At 40.1% G+C, this 14,023-nt stretch carries 15 protein-coding genes; 10 read left to right on the plus strand and 5 right to left on the minus strand.

The features are described from left to right. Window positions 1–70: 70 nt before the first annotated feature. The 3 genes from IEV39_RS02905 to IEV39_RS02915 form a co-directional block, all read right to left on the minus strand. Window positions 71–985: a LysR family transcriptional regulator gene (locus tag IEV39_RS02905; RefSeq protein WP_005287006.1), complete on the minus strand. Its 915-nt coding sequence runs from the start codon at window positions 983–985 to the stop codon at window positions 71–73. A gap of 208 nt (window positions 986–1,193) precedes the next feature. Continuing rightward, window positions 1,194–2,483 carry a serine hydrolase domain-containing protein gene (locus IEV39_RS02910; protein WP_032883169.1) on the minus strand — a complete coding sequence of 430 codons (1,290 nt, stop codon included), beginning with the start codon at window positions 2,481–2,483 and terminating at the stop codon, window positions 1,194–1,196. A gap of 278 nt (window positions 2,484–2,761) precedes the next feature. Then, the gene (locus IEV39_RS02915; RefSeq protein WP_005286998.1) at window positions 2,762–3,964 is read right to left on the minus strand and encodes an MFS transporter; all 1,203 of its coding nucleotides are present in this window, start codon (window positions 3,962–3,964) and stop codon (window positions 2,762–2,764) included. A gap of 97 nt (window positions 3,965–4,061) precedes the next feature. Here IEV39_RS02915 and IEV39_RS02920 point away from each other — a divergent pair, with 97 nt between their 5' ends. Then, window positions 4,062–5,003, plus strand: coding sequence for a LysR family transcriptional regulator (locus IEV39_RS02920; protein WP_005286995.1), 942 nt, complete (start codon window positions 4,062–4,064; stop codon window positions 5,001–5,003). Window positions 5,004–5,008: 5 nt separating this feature from the next. Here the strand turns inward: IEV39_RS02920 and IEV39_RS02925 are convergent, their stop codons facing one another. After that, window positions 5,009–6,082: an AraC family transcriptional regulator gene (locus IEV39_RS02925; protein WP_005286991.1), complete on the minus strand. Its 1,074-nt coding sequence runs from the start codon at window positions 6,080–6,082 to the stop codon at window positions 5,009–5,011. A 257-nt stretch (window positions 6,083–6,339) separates the two neighbouring features. Between IEV39_RS02925 and IEV39_RS02930 the strand changes: the two genes are divergently transcribed. From IEV39_RS02930 to IEV39_RS02945, 4 genes are all read left to right on the plus strand, one after another. Beyond that, window positions 6,340–7,053 carry a hypothetical protein gene (locus tag IEV39_RS02930; RefSeq protein WP_005286989.1) on the plus strand — a complete coding sequence of 238 codons (714 nt, stop codon included), beginning with the start codon at window positions 6,340–6,342 and terminating at the stop codon, window positions 7,051–7,053. A gap of 469 nt (window positions 7,054–7,522) precedes the next feature. Further along, window positions 7,523–7,795 carry a hypothetical protein gene (locus IEV39_RS02935; RefSeq protein WP_005286985.1) on the plus strand — a complete coding sequence of 91 codons (273 nt, stop codon included), beginning with the start codon at window positions 7,523–7,525 and terminating at the stop codon, window positions 7,793–7,795. 257 nt (window positions 7,796–8,052) lie between these two features. Beyond that, window positions 8,053–8,502 (plus strand): SRPBCC family protein, encoded by a 450-nt coding sequence (locus IEV39_RS02940; protein WP_005286983.1) that lies wholly within the window; start codon window positions 8,053–8,055, stop codon window positions 8,500–8,502. A gap of 130 nt (window positions 8,503–8,632) precedes the next feature. Further along, on the plus strand, window positions 8,633–9,439 hold the full coding sequence (locus IEV39_RS02945; RefSeq protein WP_005286981.1) for an SDR family NAD(P)-dependent oxidoreductase: 807 nt from the start codon (window positions 8,633–8,635) through the stop codon (window positions 9,437–9,439). Between the two features lie 62 nt (window positions 9,440–9,501). On the opposite strand, the gene IEV39_RS02950 is transcribed toward IEV39_RS02945, so the two are convergent. Further along, the gene (locus IEV39_RS02950) at window positions 9,502–10,314 is read right to left on the minus strand and encodes an IclR family transcriptional regulator (RefSeq protein ID WP_005231181.1); all 813 of its coding nucleotides are present in this window, start codon (window positions 10,312–10,314) and stop codon (window positions 9,502–9,504) included. Between the two features lie 268 nt (window positions 10,315–10,582). On the opposite strand from IEV39_RS02950, the gene IEV39_RS02955 reads away from it, so the two are divergent. Genes IEV39_RS02955 through IEV39_RS02975 form a run of 5 tightly spaced genes read left to right on the plus strand, consistent with a single transcriptional unit; the run spans window position 10,583 to window position 13,999 of the window. Beyond that, window positions 10,583–10,888, plus strand: coding sequence for a non-heme iron oxygenase ferredoxin subunit (locus IEV39_RS02955; protein WP_004772876.1), 306 nt, complete (start codon window positions 10,583–10,585; stop codon window positions 10,886–10,888). A gap of 25 nt (window positions 10,889–10,913) precedes the next feature. Then, on the plus strand, window positions 10,914–11,213 hold the full coding sequence (locus tag IEV39_RS02960) for a recombinase-like helix-turn-helix domain-containing protein (protein WP_004772875.1): 300 nt from the start codon (window positions 10,914–10,916) through the stop codon (window positions 11,211–11,213). 17 nt (window positions 11,214–11,230) lie between these two features. Further along, the gene (locus tag IEV39_RS02965) at window positions 11,231–12,298 is read left to right on the plus strand and encodes a Rieske 2Fe-2S domain-containing protein (protein WP_005286976.1); all 1,068 of its coding nucleotides are present in this window, start codon (window positions 11,231–11,233) and stop codon (window positions 12,296–12,298) included. Continuing rightward, window positions 12,291–13,055: an SDR family oxidoreductase gene (locus IEV39_RS02970; protein ID WP_005286974.1), complete on the plus strand. Its 765-nt coding sequence runs from the start codon at window positions 12,291–12,293 to the stop codon at window positions 13,053–13,055. The genes IEV39_RS02965 and IEV39_RS02970 overlap by 8 nt, the downstream gene beginning before the upstream one ends. Window positions 13,056–13,066: 11 nt before the next feature. Beyond that, window positions 13,067–13,999 carry a VOC family protein gene (locus IEV39_RS02975; protein WP_005286972.1) on the plus strand — a complete coding sequence of 311 codons (933 nt, stop codon included), beginning with the start codon at window positions 13,067–13,069 and terminating at the stop codon, window positions 13,997–13,999. Window positions 14,000–14,023 lie beyond the last annotated feature (24 nt).

A 14,023-nucleotide genomic window follows, 5' to 3' on the forward strand; every position in this document is an offset into this window, starting at 1 on the left:
AAGGTTCTATTTTTATATAAAAAGGAATGATCTGGTGGGCTCGTTATAATAATACTAAGTGACTGAATAATTAAAAATATTGTCTTGCAAACATCCGGCACTCGGCGATCAGAGCCAGCAGATTTGGATCGCGCTCTTTACTTTTAAGAAATACCAGACCAATTTCCTGTTTGATCTGATAAGGGGCCTGTAGTGGAATAAGTTTGACCGAGCTTTCATAAATTGTTGAGATGCGACCCGGCAACAGGGCCAAGCCTACACCCGTGCTGACCATACTGATCAAGGTAAAAATATCACTGACTTGTAAAAACACTTTGGGATCGATGCCAGCCTTTTCAAACAAAATGTCCGAATCATTGCGCGTTGCAAAGCCTTGTGAAAGGGTTAAAAATTTTTCGTCTTTTAAGCTGCTCAGGTCGATATTGTCCAAGGTCGCCAATGCAGAGTTTTTATTGACAGCCAAATAAATATTGTCCTGAAACATCGGCAGTTTTTCAAAATCAGCATCGCAGGTGGTGTCATTTAGCGCCACAATGATGGCATCCAGTTCTGTCGATTTCAGTTTCTTGACCAGATCCAGATTTGAGCTGAGCAGCAACTGGATGTCCAGTTCGCCTCTTCTTAATTTCAACCCGCTAATGACATTGGGAATGGTATTGACCGTTAAGGAATAGAGTGAACCCAGTTTTAAAATTTTTGCAGCAAAGCCTGCTGCTTCACGGGTTTTATTGACAGCATTGAGCAGGTCCTGGACCAGTTGTTGCGAATGCTCCTGTAACACATAGGCACTTTTCAGGGGGATCAGGTTTCGTCCTTCATTTTTAAATAAAGGACAACCCAGAGAACTTTCCAGTGAATGCAGGGCCTTATGCACACTGACATTACTGATTTGCATTTCATCAGCAGTTTTTGACAAGTTGCCATGGCGCATAAACGCTAAAAAAATCTGGATTTTTTTCAGAGTCAGTTCTTCTTCTATTTTCATGCGCACATCTAGATTAAAATAATGAAAACAATTGTATAGACTTAATCACAGGCTTGGGTAGCAGGATTGTTTCTTATTGAAAAGCTGATAGATCCTACGCACAAAACCTGTTTTAGAAATATAACCCGATCACTCAACTGAATTTTAAGGGCCTATGCTTTAAAGCAGGAACAATACTGACTTGATGTGCCAGTATTGTCCTGAGATTCTACTGATTCAGATAATTCGTTACGGCATTAAAGAACAGGGCATTTTCATTTTCAATTTCAGCCGATGGACGTGCGGAATCCCAGGCACTCCATTGCACCATCACAATATTATTTTTAGGATTAATCGCCATGCGTTGCCCGAATATACCGCGTCCCCAGAAGGTCGCATCCATATTTTTCGAGCTTAAGGGGGTGCCTGAGGTTGGATGATAATTCCACCATTGATAGCCGTATTGACCTTTAGGATATTCTGGCGTGACCGAATTACGGGCTTGAGTCCAGTTACTTGAATCTGCTAACCAGTGATCCGGAAGCAGTTTTTGGCCATTAGACAGTTTTCCTTCTCTAGAAACGAAAAGTGCAAATCTTGCATAATCTCTTAATGTGGCATTAAAACCGTGGCCACCCATATCAGTCACATCACGTTGATAGGAATGCCATACACCTTCACGTTCCATGCCTGCTTTTTTCCATAGATTGTCCTGTAAATAGGCAGCAATATTTTGTCCTGTCGCAGCTTCCAGTACTTTACCGACCAACCATGCACCGCCAGTATTATAAGACCACACTTCGCCAGGCTTGTTTTTTGCTTTTACATTTTTAACCAGCTGATATACACATTCATCCGGATTGATTTTGGCTTCACAGTAAGTCATGTGGGCAAAATCAGAGACTGGGTCGGTATAGTCTTCATTCCATTCTACTCCAGAGGTATGTTGCAAGATTTGCTTTAAGGTCACGTGTTGCCAGGCAGTACCTTGCAAGTCTGGAAGATATTTAATTATTGGATCATCAACAGAATCGATCTTTTCTTGTTGAATGGCAATACCTACTAAGGTCGATACTACAGATTTGCCAATTGAGCGAGAAGTCCAGAGCGTAGTTGGTGTATTACCGTGCCCATAATATTCAAGTGCAATCTTGCCATCTTTCAAAATTATTAATCCGGTCACATTCTGATTTTTTAAATATTGATTTAGATCATATTTTTTATTATTTATGCTATAGCTTATGGTGTTATTGTTTAAGTTAGACTTACTTTTTGGAAGTGTAAGGGTATTTTTTCGGTCGGGTCTGAAAACGCTACCATCATACAGTCGGTACGTGTTTCTAAAGCCAATGATCCTGTCATTTTGCGACCAGGACAGCATGTCATGGGCAGTAGGTAAATTTTTATCAAGGGGGGAAGGACAATCCTTTAGACCTAAACTATTACAATCATATTGAGCAAAAGTAGTCGTTGTCATCATAACTGTTCCAAAAATAAAACCTAACTTGATTGCTGACATTTTGTTTTGATTCCTTAAAAATATATTTTTCATTTTCATAATCCTTTTAATTTTCCCTTAAAAATAAATTATGAAATTTTTAACCTATAGTTTAATTAATAAAATATAAGGTTATCGGATCAACGTGGTGGAACTCCTTTTTTTCTGAGCTTTGAAATTATGGTTATTTATTCTTGCAATCAATAAACCGATTTAAATGATTATTAACTTCAAGCTAATATTTTACAGATAAAAGTGTGGTCACTAAGTCCTTATTTAATGACCATGTTGAAATGATTTTATTTAAAAATATTGTTTCTATGGATAAGCATTACTGCAATCGCTGTGGCTAAAATAAATGAGATCATGAAAGGGAAATATTGTATTCCTAAGGTTTCTAATAAAATCCCACCGATGATGCCACTACAGGCAAAGGAAAGATTAAAAACCGTAACTAACAGCGATTGTGCGACATCTGCATAATGTTGTGCAGCATTGGCAAGGACAGTTTGTAGTAAAGTGGGGGCACCACTAAAACTTAGACCCCAAATTACAGTAAAAAGGGCAAAAAATTTTAAATCTAGGAGATGAAAATAAATACTGAATAAAACTGAGATAAGCAGAAAAGCCCCAAGGCTGATGAATATGAGTTTTTTTAAATATTGATCGACCAGCATTCCAACGAGCCAAATCCCGATTAGAGCAGCCAGACCAAAAATAAGCAGAACAAAGTCAAGTTGATAGGTTAAACCTATAGCTGCCAGTAATGGAGCAATATAGGTATACAACAAGTAATGTGAAAGGATCCATGCCATGACCAGAAACAGGATTGGACCTAAGCCAGGTATTTGCAGCACGGTTTTTAATGGAACATGCTGTTGACGAGAGGGTTGATGATAAGAGGGTACCCGGAAAAAGATCCAAAGAGCCAAGAGGATTGCGATAAGAGATAAAATTATAAAAATATTACGCCAGCCAATGAAGTTGCTTAGCCAGGCACTCATGGGGACTCCCAAGGCTAAAGCCAATGGAATGCCGAGCATGGCGAGGGCTAAGGCTCGCCCTTGTAATTGCTTTGGGGCCATGCTGCGTGCATAAGTTGCCAAGATACTCCAGGCTAGTCCTGTGGCTAAACCAATCAGAAAACGGAGTAATAGGACAAAAATGAAATTGTGAGATAAAGCGGTTAAAAAATTACATACGGCAAAGGTGATTAAACTGACCAGTAACAGATGACGTTGCTGAAATTTTTGAGTGAGTAAGGTTAAAGGAATCGCCGAGATTCCAGCACCTAATGCACACAAGGTAACGGTTTGGCCAGCCCATGCCTCATTGGTCATGAAACCCGAGGCAATCTGGGTAAGCAAGCCTGCAGGAATGGTTTCGTTGGCTGTGGCTAAGAAACTTGCAAGCATCAGGGCTAGCAATGGAGCGATTGGCAGTTGTGCCAAATCATTAATCGTTGTCGATTCAGTATGAGAAGGGTGCAGCTGTTGTTTCATAGATAATATACAAGATAGCATTGCAGATAGTTTGATCGATTCGCTGCAATTTGATAATGTCTCTAATAATGAACTAACTTTCTAATCTAGATTTAAAATGGCGACTGATCGTTTAGGTGATATGCGCCTCTTTGTCGAGGCAACAGAATTAAAAAGCCTGTCCGCTGCTGGGCGTAAAATGGGCATTTCTCCTGCTGCCGCCAGTGCCCGACTGATCAAGCTGGAGTCATCACTTGAAGCCAAGTTATTTGATCGGACAACGCGTAGTTTAAGGTTGACCGATGAAGGGCAGGTTTTTTTAAGATATTGTCGAATTGCCTTACAAGCTATAGATGATGCAGAAGTTGCCTTGCAAGATAAACAATCTACAGTTAAAGGGAAGATCAGGATTTCTGCAGCTGTAGATTTAGGGCGTAACTTGCTCAGTCAATGGATTGAGGAGTTTAGTTTCATTTATCAAGACTTGAGTATTTCTCTGACCTTGACGGACTCAAATTCCAATCTGATCCATGATGATATCGACATTGCCATCAGATTTGGCCTACCAGATAATGATTTGCTAGTGGCTCGTTATCTGGCACCCAACTGGCGAGTACTTTGCGCGTCACCTGCCTATCTGGAAAAATATGGAATCCCTGAACGTCCTTCGGATCTGGCCAAACATAAATTCATTGTGCTGACGACAGAAAATGGCCCCTTGAATGAATATTATTTTAATTTTGATCAGCAAAACTTAAAATATACTGTACATATGGAGACTGCCTGGGAAACTAATGACAGTGTTCAGGCCCGTATGTGGGCACTTGCAGGCCATGGCATCACCAGAAAAATTATCTGGGATGTCGCTTCGGACTTAAAAAAAGGAAATCTACAGGCGATTTTAACGGAAGGCATCGTCAGGGAAGCTGGTATCTATGCGGTTATGCATAAGAATAAATATATTGCGCCGAGAATCCGTTTTTTTCTAGATTTCTTAATTAAGAAATTTGAAGTTTTGGCACCTCATATTTTAAACCAGCTTCCCCAGCCTAAAAGTTGATACTTTTAATGTAATTGAGCGACGTATCCTGAGCTGCTTTTTTGATCGCGGATATAGTCTCTAGGATTTTTACCCGTCCAGCCTCTAAATGCTCGAGAAAAAGCATTGATATGGCTATATCCCAGAATGTCCGAGATTTCCTGAATACTTTTATTGGAAGAGATTAATTGTTTGGTCAGCGCAAATTTTTTGGTCTGAATCAACGATGAAAATGTGGTATTGGCGAGCATCAGTTCTCTTTTGAGTACCCTTTCAGAGACGCGTAGTTTTCTAGCTGTATCTGTGAGTGTCGGAAAGCCTTCGTTGGGGATAAGCCTGATATTTCTATTCACTAAAGAAACAATTTTATTATCTGGCTCTTGAGAAATTAAATATTCTTCTTGTACATGCTGAATCGCAAAATGATAAGCTGATTTGGAACTGAATTTGAGAGGGAGATCAAGACATTTAAGATCGAAAATGATTTGGTTCTTGTCTTGATTGAATTTAAATTCTGGAAGGCGCTTTTCAAATAGAGAATGATAATAATTTTTCCCCCACTTGACCCGTACCTGCATACCAGTAATTTCATACTCTGTAATTTCTTTAAGATTTGTGATGATATTCACAATCGCTGCTTCTGTTAAGAACTGACTAATGGCCTCCTGTTTTTCGACTCTTATGTGCTTCTCTAATTGATAAAGTGGATGTATGGTCATGATTAATTTATCATTCTTGTTATAAATATTCAGTTCCATCTTATGAAGACGGATATTAAAATATTTTTGTAGATCAAGAATTACGTTGCCAAGAGTATCATTTGAAAGCATGGCAAAACCTAATGTTTCATGTGATGTCACACGACAGTTAAGGCCAAACCTATATCCAATACCTTTGTCAGGTACAAGTTCGAGGAGATAAGAAATAATACAAACCCAGTCACTAAATTTTATTTTCTCAGGAAGATGTTCTTGATCAAATAAAGACAAGGGAAGTTGGCTTCTCTTTATGAGTTCCTGTTTTGAAATACGAAACTCCGCAGCAGTATCAAGCAGAATGTTAAGATAATTACTGTGAATCATGCAGGTATGTTCTTTCATAAGGGATCATATCAGCCAAGAAGGGCAAATAAACTAAAAATAATTTTTATATTAGTCGTTCTGTTTTGAATCGATAATACTGCCTAAAATTGAATCACTTTCAAATTTGAATTGTATAATCCATCATTTCTCCCTGATGTTTTACGGCCTGTGTTTGAGCTGTAAAGTTTTAATGAATTTTTCATACTGCCTTTTTTTAGTCGCTATGATGCATTTTCCAAACGACCTCATAGGGTCTAAAATTAAAGGAAGTTGTCATGAATAAATTGATCAAAAGCGCTATCGTAACAACCAGCATGCTTGTTTCTGCCTCGGCTTTTGCTCAGACTGTTGGTGCGCATGTAAATGGCTCGGCTCAGGCAAATGTTGGGACTGGCTATTTAGTAAATGGTGTGACAGGCGCAGTAAAAAGTACCAGCCAGAATACGATGAATGCTGCTGTAGGGGGAGCACAAAAAACACTAGGTACCGCGAGAGATATTGGAACTGGAATTGCGCACCAGACGGTAGAAACCGTAAAAAATGCGCAGGATGCAGCCAATGGTTCAGCTCAGGTGCAAGTCAAGGCAAATGGTTCTGCTAACGGTGCAGTCAATGCAGCTTATACTGCGAAAAATACCCTGCAAGCAGGGACGCAACACGCTCAAGCGACGATGAGCACAGCAACTCAAGTGGGCTCAAATGCTGTTACTAAAACTGAAAATGCGATGAGCAAAACAACAGCGTATGGCGCTGGTTCAGCCAAGGCTGCCGGAAAAGTAACTTCAGATACAAAAGCACGTTTGAAGAAGAATGCAGAATATCAACAAAAAAAGTCAAAAAAACTTAAATCAAATGCTCAAGCACGTTTAAAATCTAATCTGAACAGCCAGTTGAAGAGCTCAGCGCAAAGCCAGCATAACTCGAGTGCAAATACAAAATCAGGCGTAAATGCTAATCTAAAAACTAAAATAACAGCAAACGTTGATTAATTTCATTCAAACAAGAAGCCTTGAATAAGGTTTCTTGAATTTTATGAAAAATGATAAATGTTTTGGATAGGATTTGATGAATTTTTAATCTTAAAAATTATTAAAAATCAATTAATTATTTTATTAGGTGTCAATATTTTTAAGGCCAGATTGTATGCAGAATTTGAATCTGAATAGAAAATTTTAACTTTCAGATTATAGTTTTTAAATAGGCTAAATAACTGTTGTTATTTACTTTGTTTTTTAGTTATCAAAAAATTATATTCTATTTTATAGCGGGTTTATTACTTATATTATTAAAGTTTTTAAGAAAAAATGAACTGTCCTTTTGGGTTTGTTTTTTATGTTTTAATTGTACTTTATCGTAGGTTGTTGAATAGAAAAAGACCATGATGTTAATTTTTAATGTTTATGCTGTTAAGTATTGCTTGACTATTTTTATTATCATATTTTTATTTTGAGTTTGATAATGAAGAAATGGGTTTGTAAAAAGTGTGGTTTATATAAAAAAATTAATCCTGGTGAAATCAAGTCGGGGCAGAAAGTTTTTTTTATAAAGCGTGATCAGCATCTCAATAAATTAAATGAGAAAATAGCGAAGGGAGCAGTTTTAAGTCGGAATGATAACTCATTAATTATATTGAGTAATAATGTTTTATTTGTAGTGAAGGATAGTGATGCCTATCCAGAAGATGCACCCGTATATTTTATCTATAATATGTTTGGTGTGTGCGAGTGTTAATATTTGAGATATAACTGGCTGACATGTCTCTAGATGGAATGGCACAAAAAGTCAAATTGATAGATAAACGTCAAGATACATTTTATCGGATCTATATAATTGAGAGTTCAGTTTTTCAAAGTTGCTTACTAAGCGTATTCAACTGTAGGAATTTAATGCATTAAAACTAAATTAGCTCAGAATTTTAGTGCTCACATTCCTGTTAGAAGAGAATGAGATAATTTTATACTTGCCAGGGCAGAAAAGGTAGAATAGATATGATCAAATATATAGTGATGAAACAACAGTTTAATGCCTCTTTAGATTTGGTTTTTCCTATTTTTTGCAAACATAGAACATTTAATATTATCTTGTGGCCATTGCATTCTGTCCTGTTTAAAAGTGCTCAGGATCCACAAAATAGTGATGGTATTGGTTCGATCAGAAAAATGGGAATTGGACCTTTTAAGTTTATTCAGGAAGAAATTACCAAAATGATCCCCAATCAGATGATTGAATATCAAATGTTAAGGAACTGTATGTTTTCTTTTCATTTAGGCCGTCTGGAATTTGAAGAAAAAGAGGGGATTACCTACGTAAGCTATACCATCTGGTTGCAAAGTAAAATCCCTTTACTTGCAACATTGGTCTTGGCTCAACTCAAATGGTCAGCTACCCGAGGATTAAAAAAAGTCGCAGCACAAATCGAGCAATATAAGCCTCAATGATCATGGTAGGAGTACATGATGATTTGGTATGCCTGAAAATGGCAACTCTACGACAAAAGTCTATTAAACTCGATAGATTAAAATATTAAGCCCATCATCAGGCTTTCAATATCCAGCAAGAGGGAAAACGATGGATCTCAGCAATAAGACGATTATTATTACTGGTGCTTCCAGTGGAATTGGTGAAGAAGCGGCGATTCAACTTGCACAAGCAGGTGCGAAAGTTTGTCTTATTGCACGCCGCACTGAAGAACTGCAACGCATACATTCAGTTATTCAAGCACAGGCAGGGCAAGTATTTATCTACCCAGCAGATATTACGGATTCGGCGCAGTTAAAAACCTGCATCGCCTTGATTTTAGCCGAGCATCAAAAGGTTGATGTGCTGGTGAATAATGCAGCTCGATCAATTCGACGTCCTATACTTGAGTCACTTGATCGTTTACATGACTACGAGCGCACCATGCAGATTAATTATTTTGCTGCGGTGAATATGACCCTGCATATATTGCCGCATTTTCTGGAACATGGTGCAGGGCATATTGTTAATATTTCGACCATGTCAACGCAAGTTCCCATTCCTTTGTTTTCGGCCTATCTGGCCAGTAAATCCGCGCTTGAATCTTTTTCCCGCTCTTTGTCAATGGAGCTTAAGGACAAGGGAATTGATGTCAGCATTGTGTATTTTCCGATGGTTAGAACACCAATGTCTTCTAAAACAGCAATTTATAAACATATGAAAATGCTGGATACAGCAGCAGCAGCCGGATGGATTGTGAAAGCGATTACTGAAAAATCCTATCGTGTTAGCAGCAAGTCCGGGTTGGTGGCCAATGCACTGTTAAATACCGTACCGACCTGGATGATGAATCTGTCCAGACCACTGTTTCAGCGCATGGATAAACGTTTAAAAAATAAATTGGAAGCAGATATTTAAGCCAAAACCAGAACTTGGCAATTCCGAGTTAAAAGAAAAGCAGCGAAAGCTGCTTTTTTATATTAATAGATAAATTTAGAAATCTTGTCTGCAGTTTGAATGACCGCTTCGGCAACTTCATTTCTAAAATACTGTTCATCATAACTGCCAAGCGGACAACTCACGGATAAAACAGCGGCCATTTTACTGGTGGATTGTTTATAAATCGGCGCAGCGCAAGCAGCCATATCATGGTTATAGTGGCCCCAACTCACCATAGAACGTTGTGTCTTTACAAAATGGAGACGCTGTAACAGCTCTTTGAGATTTTTCGGGGTAAGTTCAGAAAAAGTGTCCCATTGATTAAAACCTTTATAACGCTCTTTAATTTCGGCTTCAGTTAAATCTGCCAATAGCATTTGCCCAATCACGGTTGCATGTGCAGGCCAGCGTGTGCCTAGGCCAATATTACTGGTGAATGTGCCATTGGACTGAATATTGTTAATAAAGACAATATGCGTGCCTTCCAAGATAGAAAGATGGACTGCGAGCTGGGTTTGATCGCGTAACTCTTTCATTAATGGTGTGGCTAAATCCAGTAAGGACTGTCTGGCTAAGCTGTTAAAGCCAAGCTCCATGACCTTTGAGTCCAAAGCATAGGTTTTCTGTGAGGCTTTGCGTAAAAAGCCACAAGACTCCAGCGTATAGATCAGGCGAAAAGCGCTGGAACGGTTAACATCCAGAATTTCGGCAATTTCGGTAATCGTCATTTCTTGGGTTTGCTGGTTAAACGCCTGCAAGATTGCCAAACCACGCACTAAGCCAGGGACTAAATAGCGCTCTTCATTTTTTATTGCATCAGATTCTTGGGAGTCTGTTTCAATGCTTGAATTCATCTGTTCAATTTTCCTATCAAAAAAGCACACTGCTGTACATTTCGTTTTCTTCGATTTGTATTGTAACTGCAATTAGATTTATAAAATATTTTTTTATATATAAAACAAAATTTTTTTAGTAAAACGTAAAAGAATGTGTTTTAAAATTCAAGATATTGAATTTTATAAATATATTTAATTTGACAGAAAAAACATCATGGGAGTATTCTTATCTAAAGTTTGTTATATCAAATAATGTTTTATATATAAAACAAATGAGGATGCAAGGATGAGTTGGATCTCAGTTTGTCAGCAAGACGACATCACCGAAGACGAGCCGAAAGCCATTGAAGTCGACGGTAAGAAAATTGGCGTATTTTTCATCGATGATAATTACTTTGCCATCGAGAATGTTTGTCCACATGCCTTTGCCTTGTTAACAGAAGGCTTTATCGAAGATCAAACAGTGGAATGCCCATTGCATGAGGCGATCTTTGATATCCAGACAGGTGAGTTGAAGAGTGGACCAGGATGCCGTGATTTGTGCACCTATCCAGTACGTGTTGAAGGGCAGGACGTTCAAATTCAACTATAAGTTTTATTTTAAAGGATGGAATCTCATGAAAACTTTTAATGAGAAGCTAGCGAACTGGATTCATGCCACGCCAGCGACCGAAGCAGGGATTAACAATATTCAGATACCGGGACAGGCAGAGCTACTGGTTTGGCAAACACGTTATAAAGAGCCAACGGTTTATGAACAGGATTTTGTTCAACATCTCATCAAAGCCTTTTCTACAGGCGTCACTGAACTCACAGATTTAGTCCAGTCTTTAAACCAGCAAGGTTTTCGCTGTGAATCTGGTGAGCTTTGGACTTCTGAAAAGTTCTCAGAAGAAATGCAACGTTTAGGTTATTAATTCAAGGAAGAATAGTGATGAACGCAGCAGTATCAGTGACTCCAAGTGTAGAAGAGTATTTAGATTTAGGTTTACGTGATCAGTGGCATCCTGTGTTAGCAAGCTGGGAAGTGGCTGCAAATCCAGTCGGTATTACCTGTTTAGGTGAAAATATCGTGGTTTGGCGTGACGCAGAAGGTCAGGTGCATGCCTTGGAGGATCGTTGCCCGCATCGTGGCGCACGTCTTTCTTTGGGCTGGAATCTGGGCAATCGTGTGGCTTGCTGGTATCACGGTGTTGAAGTTCGCCATGATGGCGTTGTAGAAGATGTGCCTGCGGTACATGATTGTCCAATGAAAGGTACTTCATGTGTCAAAAGCTATCCTGTGATTGAACAGCATGGTGCAATTTTCATGTGGTTCGGTATCGATGCCAATGAAGAACCTAAGCCGCTAGATTTTCCTGAACAACTGGCAAGTGAAGAATGGAGTTCATTCTTATGTCAGGCGGACTGGAAAGTGAATCATCAGTATGCGATTGATAATGTCATGGACCCGATGCACGGCAGTTATTTGCATTGCACCTCACACTCAATGGCAGAGGGTGACCGTACGGCGGAAATGAAACATCGTTCAACGCCAAATGGCTTTATTTTTGAAAAAGAAGGCCAGGTTGGTGTGAATTTTGACTGGGTTGAATATGCCAATACCGGTGCAAGCTGGTTACGCCTTTCAATCCCGTATCGTAAAGACTTTGGTCCAGGCGGCGAGTTCTGGATTGTGGGTTATGCCACACCGATAGATGCCAACAATACCCGTGTGTTCTTCTGGCGTTGCCGTAAAGTCAGTGGCTGGCAACGTAATGTCTGGCGCTTCCTTTACCGCAATCACTTAGAAAAATTGCACTGGGATGTATTGGAACAGGATCGCATTATTTTAGAAAATCTTGCACCGAATGCCCGTCAACACGAATTCCTGTATCAACATGATGTTGGTCTGTCCCGTTTACGCCGCTTAATGAAAAAAGAAGCGGAAAAACAGTTAAAGAAAATTGCAGCATTGAATACGTCGAACCGTATTGAAATGCAGGAAGAAGTTCATGGTTAATGTCGCGTTGTTGCAGGACAAAAAAGTCCTTGTCACAGGCGCGGCAAGAGGCTTGGGGCGAGACTTTGCACAAGCCATCGCGGAAGCCGGTGCGCAAGTGGTCATGGCGGATATCTTGACTGATCTGGTGCAACAAGAAGCTGCTGCTTTGCAAGCACAAGGCTTTAAGGTTGATGCGGTCAGTATTGATCTGGCCAATGCCGACTCGATCCAGCAAGCAGTTCAGCAAGCGGCTGAACGCATGGGCGGAATAGATGGTCTGGTGAATTGTGCCGCACTGGCAACCAATGTCGGTGGTAAAAGCATGATGGATTATGACCCTGATCTCTGGGATCGTGTCATGAACATCAATGTCAAAGGTACCTGGTTGGTGACCCAGGCTGCGGTGCCTTATCTCCAGCAATCTAGTGCAGGCAAAATTATTAATGTGGCTTCGGATACCGCTTTATGGGGCGCACCGAATCTGATGGCCTATGTGGCGAGCAAAGGTGCATTAACCGCCATGACCCGTTCCATGGCGAGAGAACTTGGACCGTTCAATATCTGTATCAATACGCTTTCACCAGGACTGACTCTGGTCGAAGCTACAGCCTATGTGCCGCAAGAACGCCATGATCTCTATGTGAATGGTCGTGCGATTCAACGTCAGCAGTTACCACAGGATTTGAACGGAACAGCCCTTTATTTACTGTCAGATTTGTCCTCGTTTGTGACAGGACAGAATATTCCGGTAAATGGCGGTTTTGTCTTTAATTAAGGAGTCATCTCATGATTACAGGGATTGAGATTTTAAAGTTTGGTGTTGAAGACAGAGCTGCTTCGAATAAATTTTTGGCAGATTTCGGCCTCAAGCAAAGCCAGTCGGATATTGAAGGGACTGATCTTTACCAGACTCAAAATGGCAGCAAGATTTACTTATTTGATTGTGATGACCAGCGTTTACCAAAAGCCATTGAGTCAGGTTCAACGTTACGTGAAGTGACTTGGGGGCTAGATGATGCGAATCAGGATTTGGCAAATTTAGCAACCGCTTTAAAGGATGTAGAGGGTTATCAGGCCACTGCGGACATGGTGCAGTGTCTGGACCCGAATGGCATGACCATTCGCTTTCAGAAAAGCTTTACCCAAGATCTACCTGCCTTAAAAACAGAAGGCATTAACCAGTACGGCAACGTGCAGCGTGTCAATGCAGCCAGCCCTGTTTATGACAAGGGGCAACCGGTCGCAATTGGTCATGTGGTGTTTTTTACCCCTGATTTAGCAAAGACGGAACAGTTCTATATCGAAAAACTTGGTTTCTTCTTATCAGATGCTTATCGCAATCGTGGTGCATTCTTACGCTGTCGCGGTAAAGGTTTCCACCATGACCTGTTCTTGCTTTCGGTACCAAATAAACCAGCTGGACTCAATCACGTGGCATTTGTGGTGCGTGATATTCATGAAGTCATTGGTGGTGGATTGCACATGAACCGTTCTGACTGGTCAACCTTTATTGGCCCGGGACGTCATCCGATTTCTTCAGCTTACTTCTGGTATGTCAATTCACCGCTGGGTGGCGCATTTGAGTATTACACCAATGATGACTATCTGACTGAAGAGTGGCAGCCACGTGTTGAAGAACATCGTCTGGAACTCTTTACAGAATGGGCGATTGAAGGCGGTCTGGATGATCAGACCCGCCGTCAGATCAAACCTGTCTAAGTCCGGTTGAGCAGGGAGTGCAAG

The sequence above is a fragment of the Acinetobacter courvalinii genome (assembly GCF_014635545.1).
GTDB classification, from domain to species: domain Bacteria; phylum Pseudomonadota; class Gammaproteobacteria; order Pseudomonadales; family Moraxellaceae; genus Acinetobacter; species Acinetobacter courvalinii.

What these genes read in the sequence shown, in the direction of transcription:
- IEV39_RS02905 (WP_005287006.1), bottom strand. Translation starts at nt 985, where the DNA reads ATGAAAATAGAAGAAGAACTGACTCTGAAAAAAATCCAGATTTTTTTA.
- IEV39_RS02910 (WP_032883169.1), bottom strand. Translation starts at nt 2,483, where the DNA reads ATGTCAGCAATCAAGTTAGGTTTTATTTTTGGAACAGTTATGATGACA.
- IEV39_RS02965 (WP_005286976.1), top strand. Translation starts at nt 11,231, where the DNA reads ATGAACGCAGCAGTATCAGTGACTCCAAGTGTAGAAGAGTATTTAGAT.
- IEV39_RS02915 (WP_005286998.1), bottom strand. Translation starts at nt 3,964, where the DNA reads ATGAAACAACAGCTGCACCCTTCTCATACTGAATCGACAACGATTAAT.
- IEV39_RS02960 (WP_004772875.1), top strand. Translation starts at nt 10,914, where the DNA reads ATGAAAACTTTTAATGAGAAGCTAGCGAACTGGATTCATGCCACGCCA.
- IEV39_RS02930 (WP_005286989.1), top strand. Translation starts at nt 6,340, where the DNA reads ATGAATAAATTGATCAAAAGCGCTATCGTAACAACCAGCATGCTTGTT.
- IEV39_RS02940 (WP_005286983.1), top strand. Translation starts at nt 8,053, where the DNA reads ATGATCAAATATATAGTGATGAAACAACAGTTTAATGCCTCTTTAGAT.
- IEV39_RS02955 (WP_004772876.1), top strand. Translation starts at nt 10,583, where the DNA reads ATGAGTTGGATCTCAGTTTGTCAGCAAGACGACATCACCGAAGACGAG.
- IEV39_RS02945 (WP_005286981.1), top strand. Translation starts at nt 8,633, where the DNA reads ATGGATCTCAGCAATAAGACGATTATTATTACTGGTGCTTCCAGTGGA.
- IEV39_RS02970 (WP_005286974.1), top strand. Translation starts at nt 12,291, where the DNA reads ATGGTTAATGTCGCGTTGTTGCAGGACAAAAAAGTCCTTGTCACAGGC.
- IEV39_RS02975 (WP_005286972.1), top strand. Translation starts at nt 13,067, where the DNA reads ATGATTACAGGGATTGAGATTTTAAAGTTTGGTGTTGAAGACAGAGCT.
- IEV39_RS02935 (WP_005286985.1), top strand. Translation starts at nt 7,523, where the DNA reads ATGAAGAAATGGGTTTGTAAAAAGTGTGGTTTATATAAAAAAATTAAT.
- IEV39_RS02950 (WP_005231181.1), bottom strand. Translation starts at nt 10,314, where the DNA reads ATGAATTCAAGCATTGAAACAGACTCCCAAGAATCTGATGCAATAAAA.
- IEV39_RS02920 (WP_005286995.1), top strand. Translation starts at nt 4,062, where the DNA reads ATGGCGACTGATCGTTTAGGTGATATGCGCCTCTTTGTCGAGGCAACA.
- IEV39_RS02925 (WP_005286991.1), bottom strand. Translation starts at nt 6,082, where the DNA reads ATGAAAGAACATACCTGCATGATTCACAGTAATTATCTTAACATTCTG.